The organism is Arenibacter aquaticus (assembly GCF_003957295.1).
Taxonomy (GTDB): domain Bacteria; phylum Bacteroidota; class Bacteroidia; order Flavobacteriales; family Flavobacteriaceae; genus Arenibacter; species Arenibacter aquaticus.
In genome coordinates this window covers 640,256-666,600 of record NZ_RQPJ01000002.1, presented here as the reverse complement: position 1 = coordinate 666,600, position 26,345 = coordinate 640,256, and the positions used below count along the sequence as shown (strand labels likewise).

11 protein-coding genes are annotated in these 26,345 nt (G+C 41.3%); 4 read left to right on the top strand and 7 right to left on the bottom strand.

Annotation, left to right across the window (positions count from 1 at the left end):
• Window positions 1–111: 111 nt before the first annotated feature.
• The 3 genes from EHW67_RS05680 to EHW67_RS05670 form a co-directional block, all read right to left on the bottom strand.
• Window positions 112–1,209 (bottom strand): Gfo/Idh/MocA family protein, encoded by a 1,098-nt coding sequence (locus EHW67_RS05680; RefSeq protein ID WP_126161387.1) that lies wholly within the window; start codon window positions 1,207–1,209, stop codon window positions 112–114.
• A 74-nt stretch (window positions 1,210–1,283) separates the two neighbouring features.
• A complete protein-coding gene (locus tag EHW67_RS05675) occupies window positions 1,284–1,580 on the bottom strand; it encodes a putative quinol monooxygenase (RefSeq protein WP_126161386.1) in 297 nt (98 codons plus the stop codon).
• Window positions 1,581–1,677: 97 nt separating this feature from the next.
• On the bottom strand, window positions 1,678–2,049 hold the full coding sequence (locus tag EHW67_RS05670; RefSeq protein ID WP_126161385.1) for a VOC family protein: 372 nt from the start codon (window positions 2,047–2,049) through the stop codon (window positions 1,678–1,680).
• A gap of 643 nt (window positions 2,050–2,692) precedes the next feature.
• Here EHW67_RS05670 and EHW67_RS05665 point away from each other — a divergent pair.
• The 4 genes from EHW67_RS05665 to EHW67_RS05650 all read left to right on the top strand — a co-directional run bounded on the left by EHW67_RS05665 (window position 2,693) and on the right by EHW67_RS05650 (window position 12,596).
• The gene (locus tag EHW67_RS05665; RefSeq protein WP_238389851.1) at window positions 2,693–5,941 is read left to right on the top strand and encodes a SusC/RagA family TonB-linked outer membrane protein; all 3,249 of its coding nucleotides are present in this window, start codon (window positions 2,693–2,695) and stop codon (window positions 5,939–5,941) included.
• Window positions 5,942–5,952: 11 nt separating this feature from the next.
• Complete coding sequence (locus EHW67_RS05660; RefSeq protein ID WP_126161384.1) at window positions 5,953–7,821, top strand: RagB/SusD family nutrient uptake outer membrane protein; 1,869 nt, start codon at window positions 5,953–5,955, stop codon at window positions 7,819–7,821.
• 92 nt (window positions 7,822–7,913) lie between these two features.
• Window positions 7,914–11,225 (top strand): VCBS repeat-containing protein, encoded by a 3,312-nt coding sequence (locus tag EHW67_RS05655; protein ID WP_238389849.1) that lies wholly within the window; start codon window positions 7,914–7,916, stop codon window positions 11,223–11,225.
• Between the two features lie 132 nt (window positions 11,226–11,357).
• Window positions 11,358–12,596, top strand: a complete 1,239-nt coding sequence (locus tag EHW67_RS05650) for a multiheme c-type cytochrome (protein ID WP_126161383.1) — start codon at window positions 11,358–11,360, stop codon at window positions 12,594–12,596.
• Between the two features lie 35 nt (window positions 12,597–12,631).
• Here EHW67_RS05650 and EHW67_RS05645 read toward each other — a convergent pair whose 3' ends face one another.
• The 4 genes from EHW67_RS05645 to EHW67_RS05630 all read right to left on the bottom strand — a co-directional run bounded on the left by EHW67_RS05645 (window position 12,632) and on the right by EHW67_RS05630 (window position 26,260).
• Window positions 12,632–18,367 carry a T9SS type A sorting domain-containing protein gene (locus EHW67_RS05645; RefSeq protein ID WP_126161382.1) on the bottom strand — a complete coding sequence of 1,912 codons (5,736 nt, stop codon included), beginning with the start codon at window positions 18,365–18,367 and terminating at the stop codon, window positions 12,632–12,634.
• Between the two features lie 3 nt (window positions 18,368–18,370).
• Entirely contained in the window at window positions 18,371–20,428 is a 2,058-nt protein-coding gene (locus tag EHW67_RS05640) for a fibronectin type III domain-containing protein (RefSeq protein WP_126161381.1), read from the bottom strand.
• A gap of 29 nt (window positions 20,429–20,457) precedes the next feature.
• Window positions 20,458–25,479, bottom strand: a complete 5,022-nt coding sequence (locus EHW67_RS05635; RefSeq protein WP_126161380.1) for a hypothetical protein — start codon at window positions 25,477–25,479, stop codon at window positions 20,458–20,460.
• Between the two features lie 208 nt (window positions 25,480–25,687).
• Window positions 25,688–26,260, bottom strand: a complete 573-nt coding sequence (locus EHW67_RS05630; RefSeq protein ID WP_126161379.1) for an REP-associated tyrosine transposase — start codon at window positions 26,258–26,260, stop codon at window positions 25,688–25,690.
• Between the last annotated feature and the right edge of the window lie 85 nt (window positions 26,261–26,345).

Sequence of the window (26,345 nt, the reverse complement as noted above, 5' to 3'; positions counted from 1 at the left end):
GGTTATAAAAACAAGGGGGAAATTGGGCATTATAAGCCACTGGGAAAGACAGCTTGAGGCACCATAAAACACAAAAATTTTGCTTTATTTTTATGGATATGTTTGGTAGGGCTATTTTTTAAGTTCTGCACTGCGCTGTGTTTTGGCACTTTGAAGGGCGGCGTCCAGTATTTCCATGGTAATCATGTTATTTTCCAAGGAGTAGGGATCGTAGGGAGGCAGGACTGTTTCCTCCCTGATTACAGAGGCAAACAAACTAAATGGGTCGTTAAATGGTTCAGGTCTTTCTTCCAACCTAAACTGCTCTTCCTCATAACCACTATAGCCTTTTGCAATACGCAGCCTAAGGTCGTGCTGGTTATCGACGTAAACAACCCCTTTTACCCCGTAGATCTCCATGTCCTTACGTCCTATGGGCCAATTCCAAGAAGGTTCTAAAATAGCCATTGCCGTATCGTAGGATAGGATAATAGTGGCATCGTCGTCTACTTTTGGATTGTTTTCCGGTTGAAGCTGCTGCGTTACCGCTGTAACCTTATTCGGCTTTTTACCCTGTTGTATCCAAGTCATTAGATTGGCCCCATAGCACCCAAAATCCATAATGGCCCCTCCGCCATTTAGTTTCGGATCGGTAAGGAAACTCAAGAATTCCTTGCTGACCCCAATCTTTTTAGGTCCCTTGTGTCCGTCCCTAACAATTACCTTTCTGAGTTCACCTATGGTGCCTTGCTGCAGCAGCTCAAAGGCCTTTACATTGGTAGGGTACCAAGAAGTCTCATAATTGGTAAGCAAATGTATGTTGTGTTTTTTGGCAAGGGCATTCATTTTTTTGGCGTGATCCAAGCTTACGGCCAAGGGCTTTTCTACCATTACATGGATGCCTTTTGGTGCGCAGGCCTCTACTATGGCCAGGTGATCGTATATGCTCCCAAAACCGGCTACGGCATCGGGTTTTACGGCTGCGATCATCTCATCCAAAGTATTAAAGACCATTTCCATGGGAAAACCATGGGCTTTTGACAATCTCTCAGCCAGATTGCGATCGGTTTCCACAATACCTACCATAACCACATCCTCCTTGTTTTCCCTTCCCAAGATCCAGCCAACATGCCCATGGGATAGCCCTGCAACCCCAAGTCTTATGGCCTGTTCCTGTGCGGTACCGCAGAATAAGATAAAATAGAGAAAAAAGCTTGCTATGGATTTCATAAGTTAAAGGTATTAGTGGTGCCCAAGATGGTAGGGAATTTTTTTAATTGGTTTTCCCCACCATCTGCTTTTGCCTATTGTACAGGGCTTAATTGTCCAATGGTTACCGATTCAATTGCTCCTTCGGTAGCCTTTTGGTTGGCTTTGATATGAGGGCTATTGAGGTGTTTTTGCCAGAGATCATAGCTGGCCCAATTTTCATAGAAGAAAAAACGATCCGGGTCCTCATTGTCCTGGTGCAGATCATAATTTAGGCAGCCTTCCTCTTTTAAGGTAGGAGGTATAAGTTTTAAGAGGGCCTGTTTTACAAATTCGCGTTTTTCAGGTTTTGCCATTATAGTGGCCGTAATGGTCAATTGCTTGTTGCTCATCTTAATTTGAAATTTTATTCTTCAAATATATGGAAGTTTTATATAGCTGCTGCGGTTATGCTGTTTGCCAAGTATTTATAATAGCCTCTTGAAAGGATTAAACATGCTGGTCTATCAAAATCTGATTTCCATCGGGATCGGTTAGCGTGATACTCCCGGGTCCCTCGGATTTTTCGTCTATTTCCTGTATCAATTGTATTTCCTTGCTTTTTAGATGGTTCTGTATCTTTCTCACATCATCATATGAGGTCAGGGTATTTGCATCTTGATCCCAGCCTGGATTAAAGGTGAGAATGTTCTCAGGGAACATCCCTTGGAACAACCCGATCAATGCGTTGCCGTTTTTCATGATCAGGTAGTTCATGGAGGGGTCCCCAGCGAATACGCTAAACCCCAATTTTTCATAAAATTCTTTGGAAAGCATTAGGTCTTTAACGCTTAGGCTGATAGAAAAGGCTCCTAGTTTCATATGGGTGGTTTTGATTAATATTCAGCATTGTGGTGTGCACTTTTTGGCATACAAAGGTTTATCTTATGGGAGTCAACCAATTATACTAAGTTAAGAAATAGAGGAGACTTATTATCCAAAAAAAAGCCACCATTTATTTAAACAAGAAACAACGCTTGCTCTGTACAGTTTTAGGTCATAAAATTTGTTTAACAAATACGAAATTAGGTGTGGGTGTTTTTGTTAAAATAGCTACTTATAACATTTACTTTAAATAGTTGTAATGTTAAAATTTTATGACAATTTATTTTTTTATCCACAGTTAGAACACCCTGATAATGAGTTGATAATTTATTACCTCGAATAATTAACAGACCATAATAACAAACAAATTACTAAACTTTAACATATATTTAATATATTTGGTGCTTAAGTACTCTGAGATAGTGGCATTGACTGTATGTGAAATCAATCTAAAAAGGTAGTTCTTTTTCGATTTCTTACTTCTTTTAAACGCAATTAGGGTTCCGAGAATTTCTAAGATTAGTGGTTACATTTTTAACCATGGTAAAGAAATTAACGGGGCAGATGCGGATTAAAATGAAAAAAAAATCTGTTTGCCATTTGTTTTGGAGCTTAACTAACTAACTAAACTATTGACATTATGGAGAAAAAAACCAGGTTTTCTGTTCAAGCAGGAAACATGCCAAAGTGGAAGCACAAGATCAAGCTTTCGGTTTTGATGTTTGCCATGATCATCCCTAGTATGATCACCTATGCAAATGACAAGGCAGACAGAATTAATCCCAAAACGCTTCAACAAACCGTTTCCGGTGTGGTATCGGATGAAACAGGCCCCCTGCCTGGAGCGAGTATTGTTGTAAAAGGAACTACCAATGGTACTCAAACGGATTTTGATGGTAATTACACCTTGTCCAATGTTGCAAACAATGCAGTTTTGGTATTTAGCTACATAGGGTACAAGACCCAGGAAGTAGCAGTAAACAATCAATCTACAATAAATGTAACCTTGGAGGAAGATGCCAGTCAGCTAGAAGAGGTGGTTGTGGTAGGTTATGGCACACAGAAAAAAGCGACCTTGACCGGATCTGTAGCCACTGTAGGCGGAGAGGATTTGGAAAAGTCTTCTTCTCCTAATCTTGGTACTGCCTTGGCGGGGAAAGTGGCTGGGTTGTACATTGATACAGGAAATGCCGCTCCTGGTGCCGAAAATACAGGAATAAGGGTACGGGGAACCAACACTTTTAATAATTCCTCTGCTCTAGTGGTTATAGATGGTATTCCGGATCGTGCCGGAGGTATTACTAGGATCAACCCAGCAGATATTGAGAGTATCTCGGTACTAAAGGATGCTTCTGCGGCCATCTATGGGGCCAGAGCTGCCAATGGGGTTATATTGGTAACTACCAAGAGGGGTAAAATAGGTGCCCCGGAGGTTAAGATTACAAGTAGCTACGGATTACAGAGTTTTACCACTACTCCGGATATGTTGACCGGTGCCGAATACATGGATTTGGTTAACCTTTTAAATGTGTACAAATTACCTACTGATGAGTGGGCAGATGCAAATGCGGTAAGAGGTAGGCCTTTCACTCGGCCTAATGGCGAAGTGCTGAACCCCACATACACCACAGAAAGGATTCAAAGGACTGCCGCGGGCGATGATCCCTGGGAATATCCGGATACGGACTGGATGGAGGAAGTAACCACTACCGGGGCTCCTATTCAAAGACAAGGGGTACAGGTATCAGGTGGAACGGAACACGTGAAATATTTGGCATCTTTGGGGCATCTAAGACAGGATGTAAACTTTAAAAATGCACCAAAAGGCTATACGCAGTACGACCTAAGGCTTAACCTTGATGCGAGAATAAATGACCATCTTAAAATGAACGTTGGGCTCTATTCGCGCCAGGAAGAGAATTATACAGCTACCAATTCGCCCAGTAATGTTTTTAACGACTTGGTAAGACAATATCCTTGGTTTCCTGCTTATTGGCCAACTGGAGAATTTGGTCCGGATATAGAAAATGGAAACAATCCGGCCATTAGGGTTACAGATCTGCCAGGATATAATGATAACAGCACTAATTATGTGCAAAGTAACATAGGCGTGACGTTTGATGTGCCCGGTGTAGAGGGATTGCAGCTTATGACAAACATATCATATGACAAAATGAACTATGATTTTAAACAGTGGCAACGTCCTTGGCAATTGTATACTTGGGATGGGGTTAACAGGAATTCTTCCGGGTTAACTGCAGCCGATCGAGGTCCTGGGGATCCTAGTTTAAATCAACAGCATACAACCTTGACCGACTTTACAGCGTCCTTGAATGCGTCGTATGAAAAAGAGTTTGGAAACCATTATTTTAAACTGTTGGGTGGTGTTACCCGTGAGGAATCGGAACAAAGTTTCTTTGGAGCCTTTAGAAGATTCTTCCTGTCCAGTGATCTGGCGCAGTTGGACGTAGGTGGTAATGACGGCCAAAATAGTTTTGGTAATGGATACGAAACGGCCCGTTTAAATTATTACGGTAGGTTAAATTACACCTATAAGGACAAGTATTTATTGGAGGGCTTATTTAGATACGATGGCTCTTACTTGTTCCCAGAAAACAATCGTTTTGGATTCTTTCCAGGAGTATCTGCTGGATGGGTAGTGTCTGAAGAGCCTTTCTTTCAGAAAGCTTTACCATTTATAAACTTCTTTAAGTTAAGAGGTTCATGGGGACAATTGGGTAACGACAATGTAGAGCCTTTTCAGTATATCTCAACATATGAATTGTCGGCTACTGGTTTAGGACCTGTATATACAACCGCCTTCGAAAGTAAAGTAGCCAACCCTGACATATCATGGGAAACTGCAACTTCACGGAACGCCGGTTTTGACTTGCGGACATGGAACAGTAAGTTGTCGCTAGGTTTTGATATCTACAAGAATTCAAGATCGGATATTTTGACCACGCCGCAAAAGACCTTGCCAGAGTACAGTGGTATTGCAGCCCCAGCTATTAACATCGGTGAATTTGAAAATACCGGTTATGAAATAACACTTGGGCTCAATGGAGGAAACGAGAAAGGTTTTAGTTATAACCTAACTTTTAATTTTAGTGACTCCAATAACAAGTTGGTGTTCTTTGATGAGCCAGATTTGGCAGACCGTCCATGGCAACGTGAAACAGGTGGGGAAATAGGAAGACCGCTACTTTATAAGTTTGATGGGGTTTTCCGTTCTCAAGCCGAAATTGATGCAGAAACTTTGGATTATAGTGGAGTAACCCCTGCCCTTAAACCAGGTGATGCCCGGGTAGTGGACATTAGCGGTGATGGTAAAATTGGTCCAGAGGACAAGACCAGGGTTGGGGGAAGTGCTTTCGCCGATACCCAGTTTGGATGGAACACCGCAATTAACTATAAGAATTTGGACTTTAACATGTACTGGACAGGATCAGCCGGTGGATACAACACTTATGAGTGGAGCTTTATGTCCGGTACCTTGGCCAATGTGCAGCGTGATGTACGTGATCGTGCTTGGTCTATAGACAATCCGGATGCGCCTGCTCCTAGATTGGCAGACAGGGGAGACCAATGGTATTCCGGACAAACAGACTATGCTCTTATTACCAGGGATTTTTTCCGTCTAAAGACTTTGGAGATCGGCTATAGTGTTGACAAGGATATTATCAAACAATTTGGGGCAAAAAGTTTGCGTATTTCATTATCTGGTACTAACTTAATAACGATAACTGACTTTCCCTTTGATCCAGAGGTAACCCAAAATGGTGTTGACGTAGGTAGTACACGAGATGCGAGTGGTGGCGCGGTAAACAATGGTGGCGCCTATCCTATGTTGAAGACGATAATTACCGGATTGCAAATAACATTTTAAAAAATACTGAAATGAAGAAGAATATTATAAAATTGACAACCTTTTTGGTCTTCGGATTTCTGGTTGTGGGATGTAACGAGGATTTCTTGGAAACTACCCCACTTAGTGAAGTGGCGGAAGACGATGTCTGGGCTGATAAAAAGCTTGCAGAGGCCGCCGTATTGGATCTGTATCAGGGAACATGGGCCGGAACGCTTACCCGTGAAGAGACAACGGATGCCTTTACAGATCAGGCGGTATTTACCCACCCCGGTAGGGGCGTGGACGGGTACACGGAAGGAAAGATGAACCCGGCCGGGAATTTCATGGACATGCAATGGATGAGTTGGCCACAGTTATATCCATTTATCCGTAGTGCCAATATTGCCATTCAAAATCTTACCGCCAATGAAGCGGAAATAGATGGGACTTTGGTAAATAGATTACTTGGAGAGGCATATTTTATGAGAGCCTTCTACTACTCCCAGCTCATGAGGCAATTTGGAGGTGTGGTTCTGCTTACAGACCCCCTGACCTTGGAAAGTGAGGCAAGCAACCCAAGGGCGACCTTCGCGGAAACAGTGAATCAAATATTATCCGATTTGGATACCGCAATCGATTTATTGGAAGAAGCACCAATAGACCCTGCAAGGGCTCACAAAATTACCGCTTTGGCTTTGAAATCCAGGGTGCTTACCCATGTGGCAAGTGACCTGTACGAGCCTTCCAAGGTTGCTAATATTTCAACCATTGCATCTTATGCCCATCCAGAACTTATTGGGTGGACCAGCGGTTCCCAACAAGACAGATGGGAAGCCGCAAAAGTGGCCTCAAAGGCCCTATTGGATGCCACCACGGGATATAAATTGGATTACACCGCGCCCGCCTCACAAGAAGAAGCTATACAGAACTATGAGGATATATGGCTTCAGGGAGACCAGAACCAAGATTTTATTTGGGGACGTTTGGTGGAAGAGTTCGGATTTGGTTCCAGAACCTACCCTGGAGGGGACGGCTGGTCACAAGGACCCGGAATGGTAGCCTTGTACCATGGCCCTAATGGATATCACGAATGGGCGGGGACCACACCTACAGAAGCCTTGGTTTCCAAATATGATTTTGCGGATGGGACCAAGTTTGATTGGGACAATCCTACACATGCCGCAGCTCCCTACGATAATAGAGAGGCACGTTTTTATAGTACCTTCTTGTATGACGGGGGTTCATGGAAGCAAAGGACCGATGATGTAGTTAAATATGATAAGTTCAATGAGATTCAGACCGGTTACTATACCCTATCTGATGGGACTATTATAAATGGAGTGGATACAAGGCAGGGACCTATAGAAGACTGGAACGGTTCCAGGACCGGCTATTACTTCAGAAAATTTGCTGATCCCAGACAACCAGCATCCTGGCCCAATAACCTACAAAAAGTTGATGCTCCCTACCTTAGGTACACAGAGGTGTTGCTGAACTATGTGGAGGCCAATATTAACACTGGGGAAGAAGGGGAAGCCATAACTTGGCTCAATAAACTTAGGTTTAGAAACGGATTGCCAGCAGTAACGGCCTCAGGAGGTGAGTTGTTGGAGCTCTACAAAAGGGAAAGGGATAAGGAACTGGTTAATGAGGATGCCCGACTCTTTGATATGAAACGATGGCTGGAAGGACCTCAATCGCTAAACAAACCTGTACAGCAGATATTGATCCAGGCAACACAAAAGCCAGGTACCACGGTGACCGATTATAGAAAGGATACCGCCTTATTTGACTATAACTACAGACCAACGGATATAGTGTTTGAAAATAGAATATGGCAGGACCATGTGTATTTTATGCCTATTAAACAAGAGGAAATTGATAAGGACCCCTCTATTATCCAGAACCCTGGCTATTAATAATAAATATAATTAACCAATCATAAGAATGACCCTTAGCACTTATCTGCGGGGTTATTCTTATTTTAGGGATATTTAGATAACACAGATTGATGATGAGCAGATTTATTTACTTTACTTTATTGGGCCTATTGTTCTTTTCATGTACCAACAAGCCCAAGCCTTTGTTTTCCAAGCTTGATGCAACCGATACGGGTGTTGATTTTGCCAATACGCTAACCGAGACCCATTCCTATAATTATTTTACTTATCCATATATGTACTTAGGGGGCGGTGTCTCCTTGGGAGATATAAATAATGATGGATTGGAAGATATTTTCTTTACGGGAAATATGGTCAAGAACAGGCTTTATCTGAACAAAGGAAACATGAAGTTCGAGGATATTTCCGAAAGCGCGGGAATTATGGGTGACGACAGGTGGTATTCAGGTACTACTTTTGTAGATATAAATCAAGATGGCTACCTGGACATCTATTGCTCCGTAGGTGGTAAATACGGTCCTAACAACAACGTGCTTTATATTAATAACAAGGATAATACTTTTACAGAAAAGGCCGGGGAATACGGGATAGACTGTGATGGGATAAGTATGCACGCAACCTTTTTTGACTATGACAAGGATGGCGATCTGGACCTATATGTAATTAATTATCCACCAACCAGTTTTACGGCCCCTGTGGAGTACTACCAGTATATGCTGGACCATCATGAAGAAAAGGATTCCGACAAATTGTATAGGAATGACAACGGCCATTTTACCGATGTAACCGTAGAAGCCGGACTAAGTTCTTTTGGACTTAGCTTAGGAGTGGTTGCCTCGGACGTTAACAATGATGGCTATACGGACATCTTTATTTCCAATGATTTTAATGCCCCGGACTTCTTGTTTATTAACAACCAGGATGGTACGTTTACCAATCAGATCAATACCAGTCTTCAACAGATCTCATTTTTTGGAATGGGTGCGGACATCGCAGATTTTAATAACGATGGATTTATGGATATTTTTCAGCTGGACATGTCTGCAGAAGACAACTTTAGGTCCAAGGCCAATATGTCCTCTATGGATCCGGATGCCTTTTACAAGTCGGTAAACATAGGCTTGCACCACCAGTATATGCAAAATTCACTTCAATTGAACAATGGCAATGAAGAAGGAGAGCTACCCTTGTTCAGCAATATATCCAGATTGGCCGGAGTCTCCTCTACCGACTGGAGTTGGGGAGGGCTGCTGGCAGATTTCGACAATGATGGCTGGAAAGACCTGTTCGTAACCAACGGTATACGCAGGGATGTAAACAACAAGGATTTCTATGGTAAGCACCGGGAGTTTTTTGATAAGATGGAAAACGACCCCAATTACAAAAACAAGGAAGAAGAGGTTGGCTTGTTGAAATATCTGGAGGAATTACCTTCTGAGAAGTTGAGCAATTATATTTTTCAAAATAATAAGGACCTCACCTTTACAAAGAAGACCAAGGAATGGGGATTTGGAGAAAAGACCTTTTCCAATGGAGTGGCATATTCTGATCTGGACAATGATGGGGATTTAGACCTGGTAATCAACAATCTGGAGGATACGGCGGGTGTTTACCGCAACAATTCTACCGGTGGCCATCAGCTTACCATTGAGCTAGATGGTAAAGGAAAGGTCCTGCCCAATGGGAGCAAGGTATCATTGTACACCAAGGACGGTCTACAGGTTCAGGAACACAATACCGTTCGCGGATATTTATCCTCTGTCTCTCCCCTATTGCACTTTGGCCTTGGGGACAGCAAACAAGTAGATAGTATTGTTGTGGCATGGCCCAATGGGAAGTCTAGCAGATTAAGCAAGATCAAATCCAATCAAAGACTGGTAATAGATTATAAGGAAAATGAAGCTATTGTAGATAACAACAATGGTGCGGTAGGCAACAAGCGGTTCCAAACCGTTGAAACCCCCAATATTTTTAAGCACAATGAAAATGTTTTTAACGACTTTGAAGTAGAAGTATTATTGCCCCATAAGAATTCTACCTTGGGCCCCTCATTGGCTACAGGGGACCTAAACGGCGATGGCCTGGACGATTATATAGTTGGCGGTGCGGTTGGGCAGCCCACTTCGGTCTTTCTTCAAAACTCCAATAAGGAGGGCTTTGTGGAATTGGAAATCCCAGACCTGGTAAAGGACAAATATTACGAAGATTTGGGAATTCTGATTTTTGATGCCGACAATGATGGCGATATGGATTTTTACATTGCCAGTGGAGGTAATGAATTTAAACCAGGATCACAGGGCTACGAAGATCGTTTCTACGAAAATAAAGGACAGAATAGCTTTGTGCGTAATAAAGAAGCACTGCCAGACCTTAAGATAAGTGGAATGAATGTCTCGGCTTCGGATTTTGACCAGGACGGAGATTTGGATTTGTTTATAGGAGGCAGGCTGGTCCCTAAGAAGTACCCTTATCCTGCAGATTCCTATTTCTTGGAAAATGTAAGTAGTGCCCAAGGGGTGAAATTTGTAGATGCTACAGCCAGTAGATTGCCAGACTTAAAGTCATTGGGATTGGTAACCTCCTCTACCTGGGTAGATTTTGACCAGGATGGCTGGGAAGATTTGGTTGTGGTTGGGGAATGGATGCCCATCAAATTCTTTAAAAATAACAAGGGCGTGTTTAAGGAGGTGTCCCAAGAGCTGTTGCCCGGACATACCTCTGGCTGGTGGTTTTCCGTTGAAAAAGGAGACTTTGACAATGATGGGGACTTAGACCTTATAGTAGGTAATTTGGGCCAAAATTATAAATACCAAGCCAGTCCGGAATCACCTTTTAAGGTGTATTTAAATGACTTTGACGGCAACGATAAAGCAGATATTGTACTGAGTTATAAGAAGGGCGAAAAAGAATTTCCCGTTCGGGGCCGCCAGTGTTCCTCCCAGCAAATGCCTGCCATTAAGATTAAATTCCAGGATTATAATTCTTTTGCAAGCGCCTCCCTCAACCAAATATATACGGATAAGATGTTGGAGGAATCATTGGGCTATGAGATCACCTCCTTTGCCAGTGTTTACCTAGAGAACAATGAGGGGAAGTTTACCATGAGGCCCTTGCCCCAATTGGCGCAGCTTAGCAGTATCAATAAATTTGTGGTAGACGACTTTGATTCGGATGGCAATTTAGATGTGGTTTTAGCGGGCAACTTATACAATGCGGAAGTGGAGACCCCTAGAAACGATTCCAGTTTTGGTCTGTTATTGCAGGGTAACGGCAAGGGCGACTTTGTTGCTAAGACCATGTTGGAGTCCGGTCTTAAAATTATTGGTGATGTCCGTGGAATGGAATTATTAAACCTTCAAGGGCAGAAACATATCTTGGTGGCCAAAAATGATGACTATATGCAATTGATAAAGGTCAATTAGGTTCGTATTGCCAAGGATTACAGGATTAAGGGACATTTTTGCTACCACCTATCCTCTAATCACTATAGACCTAGAAAGAAGGGGATGGGTTTATATGAACCAAGTGTAACATAAAATGGAGAATACGCCTCTATGCAGACAGGCCATAATGGATTTTTCGGGAATATAGCATTGGTCATCCTCTTATTGGGGTTGGCCTCTGTTATATATCGTTGCAAGAATGTAAAAACGGAGTCTGATTATTACAGCCCAGAAGTTCTGGCCACCCATGATAATGGAGAACATTACGTAGGGTCGCAAACCTGTAGGGAATGTCACGCAGCTATTTTTAAGGACTATATAAATACTGCACATTTCAATACCTCCGCCATTGCAGATTCGGTTCATATTAAGGGTAGTTTTAAGGAAGGGGAGAATATTTTGGATCTAAAGGACGTGGAGTTTACCATGTTGGCGGAAAAAGACTCCTTTTATCAACATACCAGAATAAAAAATAGGGCCACAAAGATCCCGCCTTCAAAATTTGATATCGTAATTGGATCAGGGGTAAGGGGGCAGTCGTACCTAAGCTGGGATAAGGACGCTTTGTACCAATTACAAGCTTCTTATTATACCCCCACAGATGGCTGGGTGAATAGTCCGGGCTATCCTACCTATTATGACGAACAAAGGCCGGTAAGGGATGCCTGCCTAAAATGTCATGTTACCTTTGCAAAACCCCTTGCGGATAATCCCCATGGCAACAGGTTTAATAAAAACGCCATGATTTACGGTATAGATTGTGAGCGCTGCCATGGGCCTTCGGCCAAGCATGTAGCCTTTCACAGGCAAAATCCGGGGCTCAAGGTTGCCAATTACACCCTACAGATAGATTCGCTATCACGGCAACGGCAATTGGACCTGTGTGCCCAATGTCATTCTGGTTTAAGGAACGTACTGCTAAAGGGCGGTTCATTTTCTTATTTGCCTGGGGAGGATTTGAGTGCGTATTCCAAGAATATGTCTACAAGCACTGCGGAGACAACATTGGATGTACATGGCAACCAATACGGGCTATTAATAGAAAGCAGTTGTTTTAAGGAAACCACTACCATGGATTGTAGCAGCTGTCATGATCCACATAAAAAAGAAAGGGGCAATACGAGCCACTTTAATAGTAAGTGTATGGAGTGCCACAATACTAATGTAAAAATGTGTACGGTTGTAGAGGCAGACAAAAACAAAATGTCCAATAGCTGTATTGCCTGCCATATGCCTGCTATGCCTTCCCGGTCCATGATGGTACAGTTACCCCAGGATAGCCTGGAAACCTCCTTTAAGATCAGGACCCATTTAATAGCTATCTATGCAAAAGAACTTTGGGAGGAGTAGGGTTAGTGTTGGCAGTTACCTTTTTTTGGAAACGATTATTTCAAAATAACCTTTCTCAATGAATTTCCAAAAGGGGTTTCCAGTAACACAGCGTATACTCCAGATGGCAGGCCAGAGAGATCAAAGGGTATGGTATAAGAAGATTCTCCCCTGTCCTTTTTGGAGGACATAAGGGCATTGTTGGCAAAATTAAAGATCTTAATATTGATATTGCCCCTCTCAGAAAGGCCAATGTCGGCAGTAAATTTTCCATTTGTCGGATTGGGATAAATGATAAAATCTGTAATCAACCTATCTGGTTCTATCTGCCCTTCTTCCGTTAATATCTCATTCTTAACAACCAGAATTTTTTTGGTCTGTTCTGCGAAACATTCACCATTTTGCGTTATAATCCCTATTTCGTATTCACCAGGCTCAGAGAATACCATTTCAGTCTCGTCCGAATCTTCTTTTAAAATTGTTGCGCCCTCTGGCAAAATCCAGGTTTGGGTTTCAGGCAGGGGATAGCTTATATCCACAGCAATTAACGGTTCACCTACAAAAACTTGACTTGAAACGGCGAATTCTGCTGTGATTTCATCATTTGATACATCAACAAAAACACTTGCATTTCCCGTACACCCATATTGGTTGGAAACAACTACAGAATAAGTGCCACTTTTATTAATAGTAACGCTTGGGGCTGTACTATAAAATTCGTTATCTGAAGTCCAACTGTAAGTGGCATTGTAATCGTCTATACTAGCATTTAACACCAACTCTTGCCCAGAACAAAGGGTCCTGTCCCCTCCCAAATCAATTTCTAGGGACCTTGGTTCTTCAATCAGATAAGTTCTTGTTAATGGAACATCACCCAGCCCATTGATAGTTAAGGTATATTCTCCCGGAGCTAAATCATAGATGTTGTTTGTTGTTTGGCCAGTGTCCCAACTATAAAAGAAATTGCCGTTACCTTGATCTACTATGACCTCTATACTCCCATCATTTTGGCCAGAACAGCTGGGGTGTTTTATGGTTTCCTCCACAATACCAGGTTCGCTTATTTCAAAGGTTTCTGATATAAAACACCCAGTGGCATCAGAAATGAAAACCTCATAGGAATCTGCTTGTAGATTAGTAATTTCCGGGTTGCTTCCCATTGCCATATTGTCCGAAAGTCGGACCCAATCAATAGCATACGGTGAGGTCCCACCTCCAATTTCAATAGAGATGCTTGCATCGTTGGCCATGTATTCCGAATTATTGCTTACCGCTGCATTTATTATATGCACTGGATCAGATGTAGGTTGAATGGTAAATGTCGCCTCCGTATAACAACCATTATCATCATAAACTTCCACAGTATATTCCCCAGATTCTAGGCCAGATAAATTTTTATCGGTAGACCCATTGCTCCAATAGTAGTTATATGGGCCGGTTCCTCCTGATACGGAAACCGTAATGATTCCATCAGCGGAACCATCACATAGCACATTTGTGATTTCATCTGCTATTATTTCCAGTATTTCGGGTTGTTCTATATTTATGGGGGTCGCATCTACCGAAATAGCGTTGGCATCAGTAACCCTGACAAAATATTGTCCCGCTGAGAGATTTCCAATAATTTCTGTATTCTCTTCCAAGATAGAATTACTATGTGTTGCCTCAAACCATTCATAGGTATAAGGATGGACTCCACCTTGAACGGTAGCCGTAATTTCACCAAAATCATCTCCGTTACATTCGAGCATTACGGTTTGAACAAGGTCGACTATAAGGGCCCTAGGCTCAGAGATGGTGATGGGGTCCGATATCAACATACAGCCATGGTCATTGTTGAGAACATAATTATTGTCGGTAATTGTCAGTACGTAGTCCCCAGCAGCTAAGTCAATAATATCTTCATCCATTGAGGTAAACCCATTAGGTCCTGTCCAACTATAATTTAAATCCCCAGTTCCTCCCCATGCAGTTATACCTATGGCACCGTCCGATGCATTGGGAGAAGATATTGTATGCTGTTCATCAATTGAAAAGTATAATGGTTGAGGTTGTTGTAAAGCCACAGTGTTTGAGCTTAGTGTGCACCCCTTATTATCTTGAATATGAATAGTATAGTCTCCGGAAAGTAGATTGTTAAATACATTGGAACTCTGATAGTCGGTGCCGTTCAACGAATAAGTGTACGGTGCCGTACCTCCGCTAGCCTCAATTTGAAGGGATCCATCACTACTTCCAGAGCAACTTGCATCGGTAACATATATATTGGTTACTGCCAATGGGGAAAGTGGTTCAGCAATAATGATTGGATTGGTTGACACGGTAGCAATACTGTTGGTCGCGGTTAAAATATAGCTGCCAGCAGCAATACCAGAGATATTTGGACCGTCCGTACCATTACTCATTACTATGGGGCTTCCATCAGCCATTGTCCATGCATACAAAATGTTTCCTTGTCCGGTAACGGTAGTGGTAATACCTGCAGTGCTTTCCCCTTTACAATTTACATCTGTAGTAGTAATATTGGATATGGCAAGTGGCCCTGGCTCATCCACAAAGAAGGTTTCAGTTGCATAACATCCATCTATACCCCCTTGGTTTCCTGAGCTTCTTATGATCAGGGTATATGATCCAGTACTGAGGTTGGAAATGTTTTGGGTAGTATTGGTATATCCATTGGGACCTGACCATTCAAATGTATACGGACTGGTTCCCCCTAGCACTGAAATAGATATTGCTCCGTTATTTCCTCCCGAAACGGATACAGGTACTATGGTATTTTCAGATATTTGAATTGCCGTTGACTCAGGAACAAAAACATCAATTGGAACAGAAGTACAACCATTTTCATCGGTTACTATTAGGGAATATGTGCCTGAAAATAGATTGTCGAATAATGGGCTGGTTTGTTGTGACCGCCCTGTGATTTGATAGTTTAATCTTCCTGTGCCTCCAATAACATTGACTCTTATAATACCATCATTCCCTCCATAGCATGAGATAGGGCTTATGTCTGTAGTAACCGAAATAGGTAATGGTGATGTCACGGTGATTACTTCACTTTCCAAGGGAGTATTTGAAGATTCATCATTGAGGAAAAGTTGATAATCCCCCGGTCCAATATCAGTTAAAGTATTATTATCGATCAAGGTGCGAAAAGGAAATCCGTTTAAATACCATTCAAAAGTAATTGGTGAGGTTCCATTTACATCGGCAATGATAATACCATCGGCGGCATCTAAGCAAGAGATTTCTTTTTGAATTAAAACACTATTAATTTCCAATGGATCTGGTTGGTTTATAGTAATTGGTGGGTTACTAGTGGATGAACAACCGTTGGCATCGGTGATTTGAGCTATGTATTCGCCAGCTTCCAAGTTGATAAGATTGGAACCGGTAGATCCGGTTGGGATCGAATAGGGTTGACCGTCCTTGGTCCACGAAATCACATATGGTTCTGCAGGACCGGAAAATGGTGTTCCTCCAACTATGTTGAGCGTAATGCTCCCTTGATTTCCACCATTTGTAGTTGCATTATCTGAAGTCGACGAAACTGTAAGTTCATCCGGTTCTGAGACCAATACATTAATTACAGGATTGGCTTCACAATTATTCTCGTTTCTAAGATAAACATCATAGAATCCACCATTGGATATAGGAATCATTCCGTTGTTAAGAGGTTTCCATATATCGAAAAAGTCCAATTTATATTCGTAGTTTAAGCCGCCGGAAGTGCTGATTGCAATAGATCCATCTTGTGCCCCTAAACAACTAATATTAGTTGGCTCAACGGAAGTGATAATTACCTCTTCTGGAGTATTCATAGTGATAGTGGTACTGGCGTATCCAGATGGTTCATTAAAATCGGTAAAGCCGGTTGAAGCGACTTTTAAAATATATTCTCCAGGTTCTGATAGATTGTTTAGTGAGATTGTTTGATTTCCTGTGGTTTGAATGGGGGATATGAGCCCGTTAATAGTCCATTGGTAGTTATAATTAAGGACTCCTCCAGAAATAGATAAAGAGATACTTCCATCACTACCATTGGGACAGACTATTTGATTCACTTGCTGGTCAACAATCTCGGGAGGTGGTATTGTTGTAACCTCAATATTTTCGGAAGTTAAATTGCAACCCTTGGTGTCTGTTATAGTTACCCTGTAGGTGCCAATTCCTAGTTCTTGAAATTCAACCTTTTGGTTTAGACTATTGTGAAATAATTTGGGGTTTGTAATTGTTTCAAATTCTAGAGTAGTTTCGTTTTCCTTGGTCAATTCAAAAGTATAATTGGGAGTTCCTCCATCATAATATATGCTGATGACCCCATCCATCGCTATACTTGATGATGTTTTACCGTGAGATGGTGTTGAAAAGGTTAATTCTGTAGGCTCGGATATCGTAATTTGATCAGTAGGTAGGCTTACACACCCATCTGTACTGCGCGCTAAAAAAATGTAGGTGCCTGATGCAAGGTCAGAAAACGTGGGTTCTAGTTGCCAGCTATCATCATCGCCTTGAATGCCATATTCCAAGGATATATTTTCATTGGGAGGGAATCCTCCGCCCTGTCCAGTTAATGTGACAGACCCCATTTCTCCAGCGCAATTAGGCTGAATTATATTTTCTAGGGACAAACTTATTTCTGTGGGTCTGGCAATGGTGAACATTGGAGTAATATTTCCACTTTTCACCTCAACGTCTCCGGGGTTTGGAAAATTATAACGCACCTCCTGATAAATTATGTAATAGTCGGCATGATTAAGTATTGTATTGCCATTGTCAACGGTACTACTACCATCCAGTCCGGCATATGTTCCGGAGTAATTCCCACTGCCATCGGCCAAGGGTTCCATATCAATTCCAAGGGGATCGGCGAAAGCTTGATTTGGAAATGGAGGGTTATCGCTTTCCAGGTCTAAAAGCCCTGGATTTTCAGGAGGGTCTCCCTGATAAATAAAATAACGCATTTCATACCCTTCCGCACGATCTACATCGTTATCAAAGGTTAGGGTAACAGCACCGTCGTTAGTACCATAACAGCTTGTGTTGCCTGTTGATGTTAATTCAGGGATAAGGGTGGGGGAACATGCTTTTATATCTATAATAGTATTAAAAGCTTTAGGGTAAAGTACAAATCGAGCTGTTAATTTAACAGGATTGTTAATATAATCTACAGAATTCTTGGACAATTCAGATGGTAAAAATACAATTGGATTTTCGCCATCATGGCCATCAAGATATTGAATAGTTCCATCTTGTAGAGTATAATACCATTTGTCAACATCTAAATTATTACAATTTGCAATAACAGGAATTGAAATAGGACTACATTGGGAAAAAGGTTCATTTATTTCCGGAGATACTATATTAATGCCATTAATTTGGACAACAGAATTAACAGAACCAGGTAAACCACTGGACGTCCCGTTGCTGTTACAATTAACACTTAATGTACTATTGCAACTGGCAGAATCATAGATAATGGCTTCAGAATTTCTGCAGCTACCTATGGGTAATTTTTCTGCTTGAAACCAAAAAACTTCGACTGTAAATTCAATTATTTTTGAATCTAGATTCAGGACAGATATAATATTCTTTTCTCCATTAACTCCTTCGAAATAATCAACAAAAACTTCTTCGGAATTTCCATTAGCTTTCAAAACATTTACTATAGTTCTAGCTCTTGACACTGTACCTGTAGTTGAAAAATCGCATTCCAATTTATAATAATTTTGAGAATAGCAGGTAAACACGGTAAATTGGATAAATAGAATTAAAAGAAATTCCCTCATATCTCAGTACTTTACATTAATCTTTTTTAGTTTGGATGTTCCGCCACCATTTTGAATTACTTGCAAACCATATAAATAATCTGAATTAATTTTCAAATCCACATCGTTATACCCTTTGGCCGATCCCCCCATAGTTTTATATAGCTTAAGACCCTTTCCTTCCGTTCCCTTATATAGGCGGAATTCTACAGCATCAAAATCCTTTACCCTCCATGTGAGGTTGATAAATCGCAATTCACGATTTACAGTTCCTGAGAACCTAATGTCCTCTTCTTTAATAGTTTTTCCCTTCCATATTACCTTAATGGGCTTGGCCGGTAGACTTTCCAATCCAACAGAATCTGTAGCCACCACGGTATAGTGGTAAACACTCGGTTTCTTCAATGTGGAGTCAAAAAAAGTGGAATCCACAGTTGAATTCGATTCGTGTAATTTTTCCCAGAGTGTTTCTTGTACGCTTTCTTTTTTTCGATATAATTTGTGGAAGGCAACATCATCACTACTACTTGGGATCCAAAATAATTTTATCCCATCAGTTGTAACCTCATAATTGTTCAGTATTGGAGAAGACGGACGAGTAAGGTCAGGTTTGTTAATGACCAATACATTAGAAAACAGCGATCGATTAAAACGTTTGTCCTCCGCCAATATCTTGTAGTATACTTTTTTATTTAAATTGGCTATTGCTACAGTATCAGTATAATTTTCTTGTTTAGAAGTTCTCTGTGTAATTTCGCTAAACTCCACCTGTAGATTATATGACCGGTATATTCGATATCCGCCTAAATCCTCTTCCAGATTTTTTGACCAGGATAAGGTAACGACTCCAGTTGTGTCTATTGTTCCTTTCAGGCCAGTTGGTGGAGAGGGAGGTACGGAATCTACTGGTTGTACCAAGGAGGTATAAGATTCACTTTCCGTACCTTTTTTGCCTATAGCGACGATGGTGAAATAATTAACCCTTTCCAAACCTTCATAAGTTATTTCCCTAGCTGTTATCGGAATATTGTCTACTACTGTAGAAAAGGGACCTTGGTTGCTGTTTGCCTTGCGCAGTTGAAACTTATCAATTAATTTGTTTCCTTCCTCCTTAAATTCCCATCGGAGTAATACCTTATTATCCGTGGACAGTTCTTTTTGATATATTCTAGGCACAAAACCCAATGTTTCTTTTGCTTTGCCCTGTACTATTTTCGAACTTGGTCCAGTTTCCCCAAAGGCGGTCTTTCCTATTACTCGATAATAGAAATTAGTGTTATTGGGAATAGAATCCATATAGAACATGGATATATCAGAGGATTCCTTGTCCTGTTGGGCGCTAAAGATGGGAACCCCATTTAATTGTTCATAGGAAATATTATCCTTTGATCTTTCGATATGATAATTTGTGTAAACATGTTGTAGCAAATTAAAGTTCCAGCTCAATGTAACTTTTTGATCCGTAAAGACACCAGTCAAACCTATGGGTTCCGGAAGGGCTTCGAAATCATCAGTGCTGGCATATACTGTTCCACTATTAATAGGAATTCTTATTTGCGCTAGTTTTGCCACCGAGACTGAATAAACATATTTTTCACCAGCAATAACCGAAGGGTCCTCTATGGCCCATCCCGCCAATTTTGAAGCCTCATAGTTTTGTTCGGCCGCTACCAAGGCTATAGTAAAGCGCTGTTCCAATTCATCGTTTATTGTATAAATAGCACCCATCTGACTGCCAGGTGGACTAATCTCAAAGGTTTCTCCATATAAGGCTTGGGCCAATATGGCTACATTCTGATCTTTTAGGGCCAATACCTCCCATTCACCCAGAGGTTTCGGTTTTAGTGGTTGTGCGACCAATTGTTTCCTTTCTATTGGCACCACTGCCTCGCCATTTCTGGAAATGGTTGCACGTTCTATCCAAAAACCTACTTCATTGGCTTTCTTCCAGGCCAAAGGCTCGTCCACTGCCCATCCCAAAAGAACTTTGTTTGGCAAGGAGCGTGCTATAACCTTGACCGATGCGGTATCTTGGGCACAGAGAACAGAGGTTAGTAAGAGTAATAGTACAAGTTCTTTCACGATGAATAAGTTTTACAATGAGCTTTGGGCTAGTCGTTCACATATTTTATTTCATATCCTTTTTGATATATATCACCAGGTGTTCGGTAAATCAATTTAGCTTTAAATCTACCCAAGGGCAAAGGAGGAAAAGTGCTTTCGATTAAATATTTATACCTTTCATACTTGGGAATATCGCCATCACTTTCATAATATCTACTCAAGATTTTATCCCTTAAATAGACCATGTCTGCTTTATATTGATATGGTAAATTATATACAAAAGGGATTCTGTTTTTGACCCATTCAGAATTAGGGTTGTTGTCCAAGTTTACCAAATATTCATTGCCAACATAAAAGGAGCGCACAGGAGGTAGGCCCATAATTGATTCCTGCCGATTAACTCTAATATTACCATCAAGGGGGTAATTCTGGTATAGAAGTGGAAATATTCTCTTTTTGTAATAGGAATCCTCCAAAACGGCTTGTGCATAAACTAATGGCTTAGAATTGGTGAATCTACTTCCAATCACTTCCAATTTTTCCAAATATTCATAATCGCCCACTTGAAGTGACATTGAGTGTACGTCTGCAAAAATGTAATTGGTAAGGTTGTTGGTAACTGTTAATTCCTTGACTTTGTCCCTAAAACTGGGATGCTTGCTAGTTTTAAAGCCATAATCCAAAATGGATTTGGGTGCTACGTTGGAGATGATAATATTGGCAGCTTTTTTATTGGCAACTACGGCGCTACCGGAGACGTTTCTGGTATCTTGCTTTCCATTGGAGGGGTCAAACCAATTTGTATCTCCGCTTTCCCGATCGGCAAGAGTTTCTGTATTTTCCACAATTATTTCGGTCTTAATATCTGAACCTGGCGGAAAAACCAGTAAATTAATTTTGTGATAAGAATTTAGGGGCATGCCTTCTGGCACATCATAAAATACCGTTGCCTTTGATCTGTCATATGATAAATTTGTTCGGATACCTTGATTACCGGTCATAGAAACAAACTCTGCCCTTGTTTCAAATCCACTGTCAAAGAGATAATTCTGGGGAGTTTTCATTTTCACATACCCCTTGTTATATTCCTCTGGATAAAAACTTTGTTGATCAATGACGGGATACATATAGGCTATATTTTCCAATGGAATATAATCCGGGGCACGATCTGTTATAAATGTAATTTCCCGTTTTTCTATTACCGGCTTGCCATTTTCTATCATGGTTTGATAACTATCCCCTATTTTTTCATCAAAGCTCACCTCGACCACCACTTGAATTTCCTTCTTGGAAGGGAGAGTTTCCTCAGGTTTAAAGGTTACGGCATCATTGGTGTTGTTCCATTCCAAATCCCCCTGTAATTCTTGGCCTTCCGCGGTTACAGAAAAGTTTTTAAGTTGGAGCTTAAACGTCCTGACCCCTTCATCCAGTTCTAAGCTGAAATCAGAATTAGCAGCATAGTTAAATACTGCTTGGGGTGCTGTAAAAACAGAAATATCATTGCTGTTATCCTGGGGGTTTATGTCAGATATCATGGGTATACCTACAGCATTGTTTATATTTTCCAATTCACATTCTTCTCCTAGCTCTACCTTTAGACGCATTCGGCCCGAAACGAGTCCACCTAATATTCTATAATTCATTCCCACATGGCCTTGGAAATATGCCGGATTGGGGAATTGTCCACGTAACAGAGCGGCAATACCGGCTTCTGCGATGGGGAAATTACCTTTCATAAATGCCAAATCTACCTTCACTCCAAATTCTCCATATAGATAGGCATAAACTTGCCCCATGGAGTACCATCCATTGTTTCCAATAGGGCCTGGACGACCTGCGCATTTTGCATTAGGATAATACGCGTGCATCACGTCAAAGCCGGCCCCTAGTTCTACAAAGGCATAAAAAATTAAATAATCAAAATTATATCCGTATCCAAAATTTAACCCAAAAGCATAACCTTTACCTGATTGTAACTGATTGTCTTGGCGGTTACTGTTCAGCATATCATCCCCCAATATTTTGACCACCATTGGGTGTGGATCCAATTGGGAGGGTAGTTGGGTGCCGGTCATGAAATAACCTCCTACCCTTAGTTGTGTCCCTACCTGAAACAGTAGCTCTATCCTTTTTTGCGGAGTTCCAAGGTATATGTACCAGTCTTCTGGTCCCGTGTGCATTTTGGCATAGCCCGCTAAATTATTTTCCCCGCCCCCTTTAACACCTTCTAGATCCAGATACAACTCAAATTCACCGTCAAATGTCTGATTTACAAAATCCTTTTCAATTCCTACGAAAGCCCCTGCTTTTCCCGAAGCGGCCACATCGTGGACGGGAATCGATTCTTTGGCGAGCTCCAAGAAATTACCATGTTTGGACAGTTTGTCCACCACAGCCTTATTGTCTTCAACAAAATTGTTTACTTTCTCGAATGTTGAATTTAACGCACCAAAATCGGAGCTGTTTAAGTTTCCGCTAGTATTGTCCCCCATGAAAGCACCTTCTCCTGTAAAACCTATCCTGTTTAGTCCACCATGGTTATTAAATACCATTTCCAAATAGGCCTTTCCACTAAAGGTATCCGAATTTTGAGTGCTGATATCTACCCCAGCACGTATGCCCAATCCATAATCTGCATTTGGTCGGTAAACGGCTGATGAGGGGGAAAAGCCATCCGTGTTGCCCCGAATTTTTTTCATACGATAGGTCACGCCCCCAACCATAGCGTTTATCATAAATTTAGAGCTACTTTCTTCATCGTTTTTGGCCCATATATCCACATTCCAATATCTAAAGTCCTTCACGCCAAAAATGGCCTTGCCATTAACCTTTAAGTTAACGCTCTTTATTGTGGCCGTAATATTGCCTCGAAAACCATCGCCATACCAACTATGGTCCTCCATAATTTCCAGTCCACCTTTTAAGGTGATTCCGCTTTTTTCATAGTCAATATCAATTCCATTTACCTTAACCCTTTCAAATTGCCATTTCTGTATTTTGGCACCGTCTTCTAATTTTCCCATTACTTGCATACTGGTAGTGGCATGGGATCCTTCACCATCCAAATTTATTTTTAGGTCGAACGAAAGACCAGCTTGGTTATTGGGCGTAATCAATTCTACCTTCTCAACGGAAGCCGGGAAATTCATCAGCTTCATTTCTCCTTCAAATCCAAAGTTTTTGGCACTGATGGGTTTTTTGCCCGGTTCGGTTTCCAGCTTTAATCCCTCGAAAACAATACCCGGAAAATTAAATCCTTTACCACCATCTGTGGCCATTTCTGCAGAGGGCGACTCTTCCCCTTCTTTCTGACCAATTTTACCAACTATAGTCAGTTGGCCTGAGAGGTTGGCAGAGGGGTATACATTGCCGTCCTGTACATCTATGGCCACACTGGAATTTTTCTCCAATTGCATTTCACCTAGGAAGACAGGAGTCTTGTAAGTACTGTTCAAGCCAACTGCCAGTCCGTAGCCGTCTTGTTGTATGTATCCAGAATAGTCCATAGGTTTCTCAAAAATTGGCACGGAAATATCACCTGCCAATGCCCCCCCTGTCAGGGAATTTCTGGAGAGAGAAAGACTTACATCGGCAATAGTGAAAGCCCATTTACCGGCAGAACCTTCCCCTACATTTAATACATTTTCTGCAAAAAAGGAGCCTGATACTCCTTGGGCATCCAGGATGAGGTGTTCCGCGCCAAATTGCACCCTCTTGCTAGATGTTTTAGTATGTTCTATCCCCTTTGGCAACATAATACTTAGTTCCTTGGCGTAAAACCCTCGCCAGAGATTTCTTTCCCCACGTACCAATACCTCGCTGTAGTCTTTTGGAAATTTAATGCCAGCAGCATTCCGACTGTCACTTAAATCCAGCACTGCTCTTTTAACATTAAACCCCCAACCTTTTAATCCCCTTATTTCAAATTGGGGCAGCGAAATATCTACCAAAAGGTCGTTCCAGCCATTCGCTTTAACACCAAAGGATGCACCTACATAGCATTTATTGTTTACAACATTAGAATCCTTAAAATATTTGTTATCCGCACTCTCACCACATACATAATTTCCACCACTGGTAATGGGGAGCAGAATGTTTCTGGAAATCCTTAAGTCGGCCTCCAGACCAATGGACTTTAAGCCAGCACAGTCGAATTCTACATACGATTGATCTCCAAAGGCACCATTTTTTAAGTCTATTCCTCCTTTTAGGGTCAGTAGCCAATTATCTCCATTTAGAGGAATGGCCTGATCGCCTAATAAGACCAATTTCATATCTCCCAAAAGGGCTCCATCATGAGAGAGTTTTATACCTTCTCCACCAAAATAGATTTCCCTATTAGGTTCCCCATTGGGTCCTTTTACGGGGATTATCATTTTAGCCCAGGCTTTGAGTTCCGCATATTGTGGCAGAAATTTTACTTGGGTGATGGCAAGTTCCACACGATTCCCGGAGGTAGAATCTTTTTTACTTAGTCCAACGGGGAGTTGCAACAATTCTTTCCCTGTAATAATGTCGACAAAGTTGCCCAATTCCTTAACTGCCTTGAAAGCTCTTTTGGCCCTAGCTACAAGGGTATCCGTTTTGGGATTTTTGGAAAAATTAGTGGAAATATATTCTGATGTAAATTCAGGTTTAAGGTTGGTAAAGGAAACTTTGAAATCTTCTTTTTGTACTAGTTTTTGGTCAAGTGAGGGGAAGGTACGGAAGGTTTTTCCTTCTTTTTCGTTTATGTGAGAAGAATTTTCCCCATGCGTCCCAATAACTACCGGGATTAGTGGAGTTTTTTCGTTTATGACAGAAAATTTATTAGAGGATTGAAACGCTACGAGCTTTTGCAAATGCACCAAATGATTTGGGTCTGGTTTCTTAAGTTTGGTGGAGTCTTTTTCTTTTGGAAATAGGGAGTCTTTGGAGATGGTAAATATGACTTCAGAAAGACACACCCCGGATTCACCACCCCTACTTCGACTGCACTCAGCACAGGTCTCATGAGGAGAGTTGGTTGGAACCGCCCAAAGTAGGCTGCAACATAAGAACAGGATGATATGTATGTAGTTTTTAGTCATAATCTTTGGTTATGATTAGTTACTTTTATTCGGCTTATTTTAGTTTTCCTTCCTTATAATTTATTCTTTTTTAAGCTCCGCAAAGTCTCCTGACTTTGAGGGCTGTTACCGTTCATTTCTATAAGCAATTATGGTCGTAAAACATCTATAACCGCTGGCGCGAGCGTCACGCTCGTGCCCATACAGCTACTATTTAGAACATCATCCTTCATAGTTCCATCATTCCTAAATGCAAACCTTCATTATCTATTTTTAGAATCGAATTATCTTCTGCATAGTTTCTTGCGCTACTATATTTCCAATCCACTGGATCCGTAACAAATCCTTGTTCTACGGGATTGTTGTGGATATAATCTATTTTTTGTTTGATAACTTTTCCACTCCACAGTTCAATAGGTTTATTATGCTGTTGCCAAAATTGTCTTTTGCCCACATTGCTGTTTTTATTGCCTGCGTGTTCCATCAACCTAAGTAGCCACTCTTTTCTGCTTTCCTGTGGGTTTTCTTTGATCGCCTTAATTATTTTTCTAGCGGTAAAGCCTTTAAAATCCCTTAAAAGTCCCCCAGGGTTGTCATTCTGAGACCTAAAAACTAAATGAACATGACTCGGCATAAAACAATACGCAAAGACTTCCATCTCCTTTTTTGTCCTACAATGTTCTACAGCTTCCTGTAGTATTGAAAAATAAGCTTGCCTTACAAACACATCTATCCAATACACGGTAGCGAAGCTCACGAAGTAGGCCCCCGAGGGATTTTGGAATTTATATTTTCTGCTCATACTTATTTACTGACTACAATGTTCTACAATACTTGCTCTTTACCGCTCACTGTTGACGGCACGAGCGTGACGCTCGCGCTAGCGA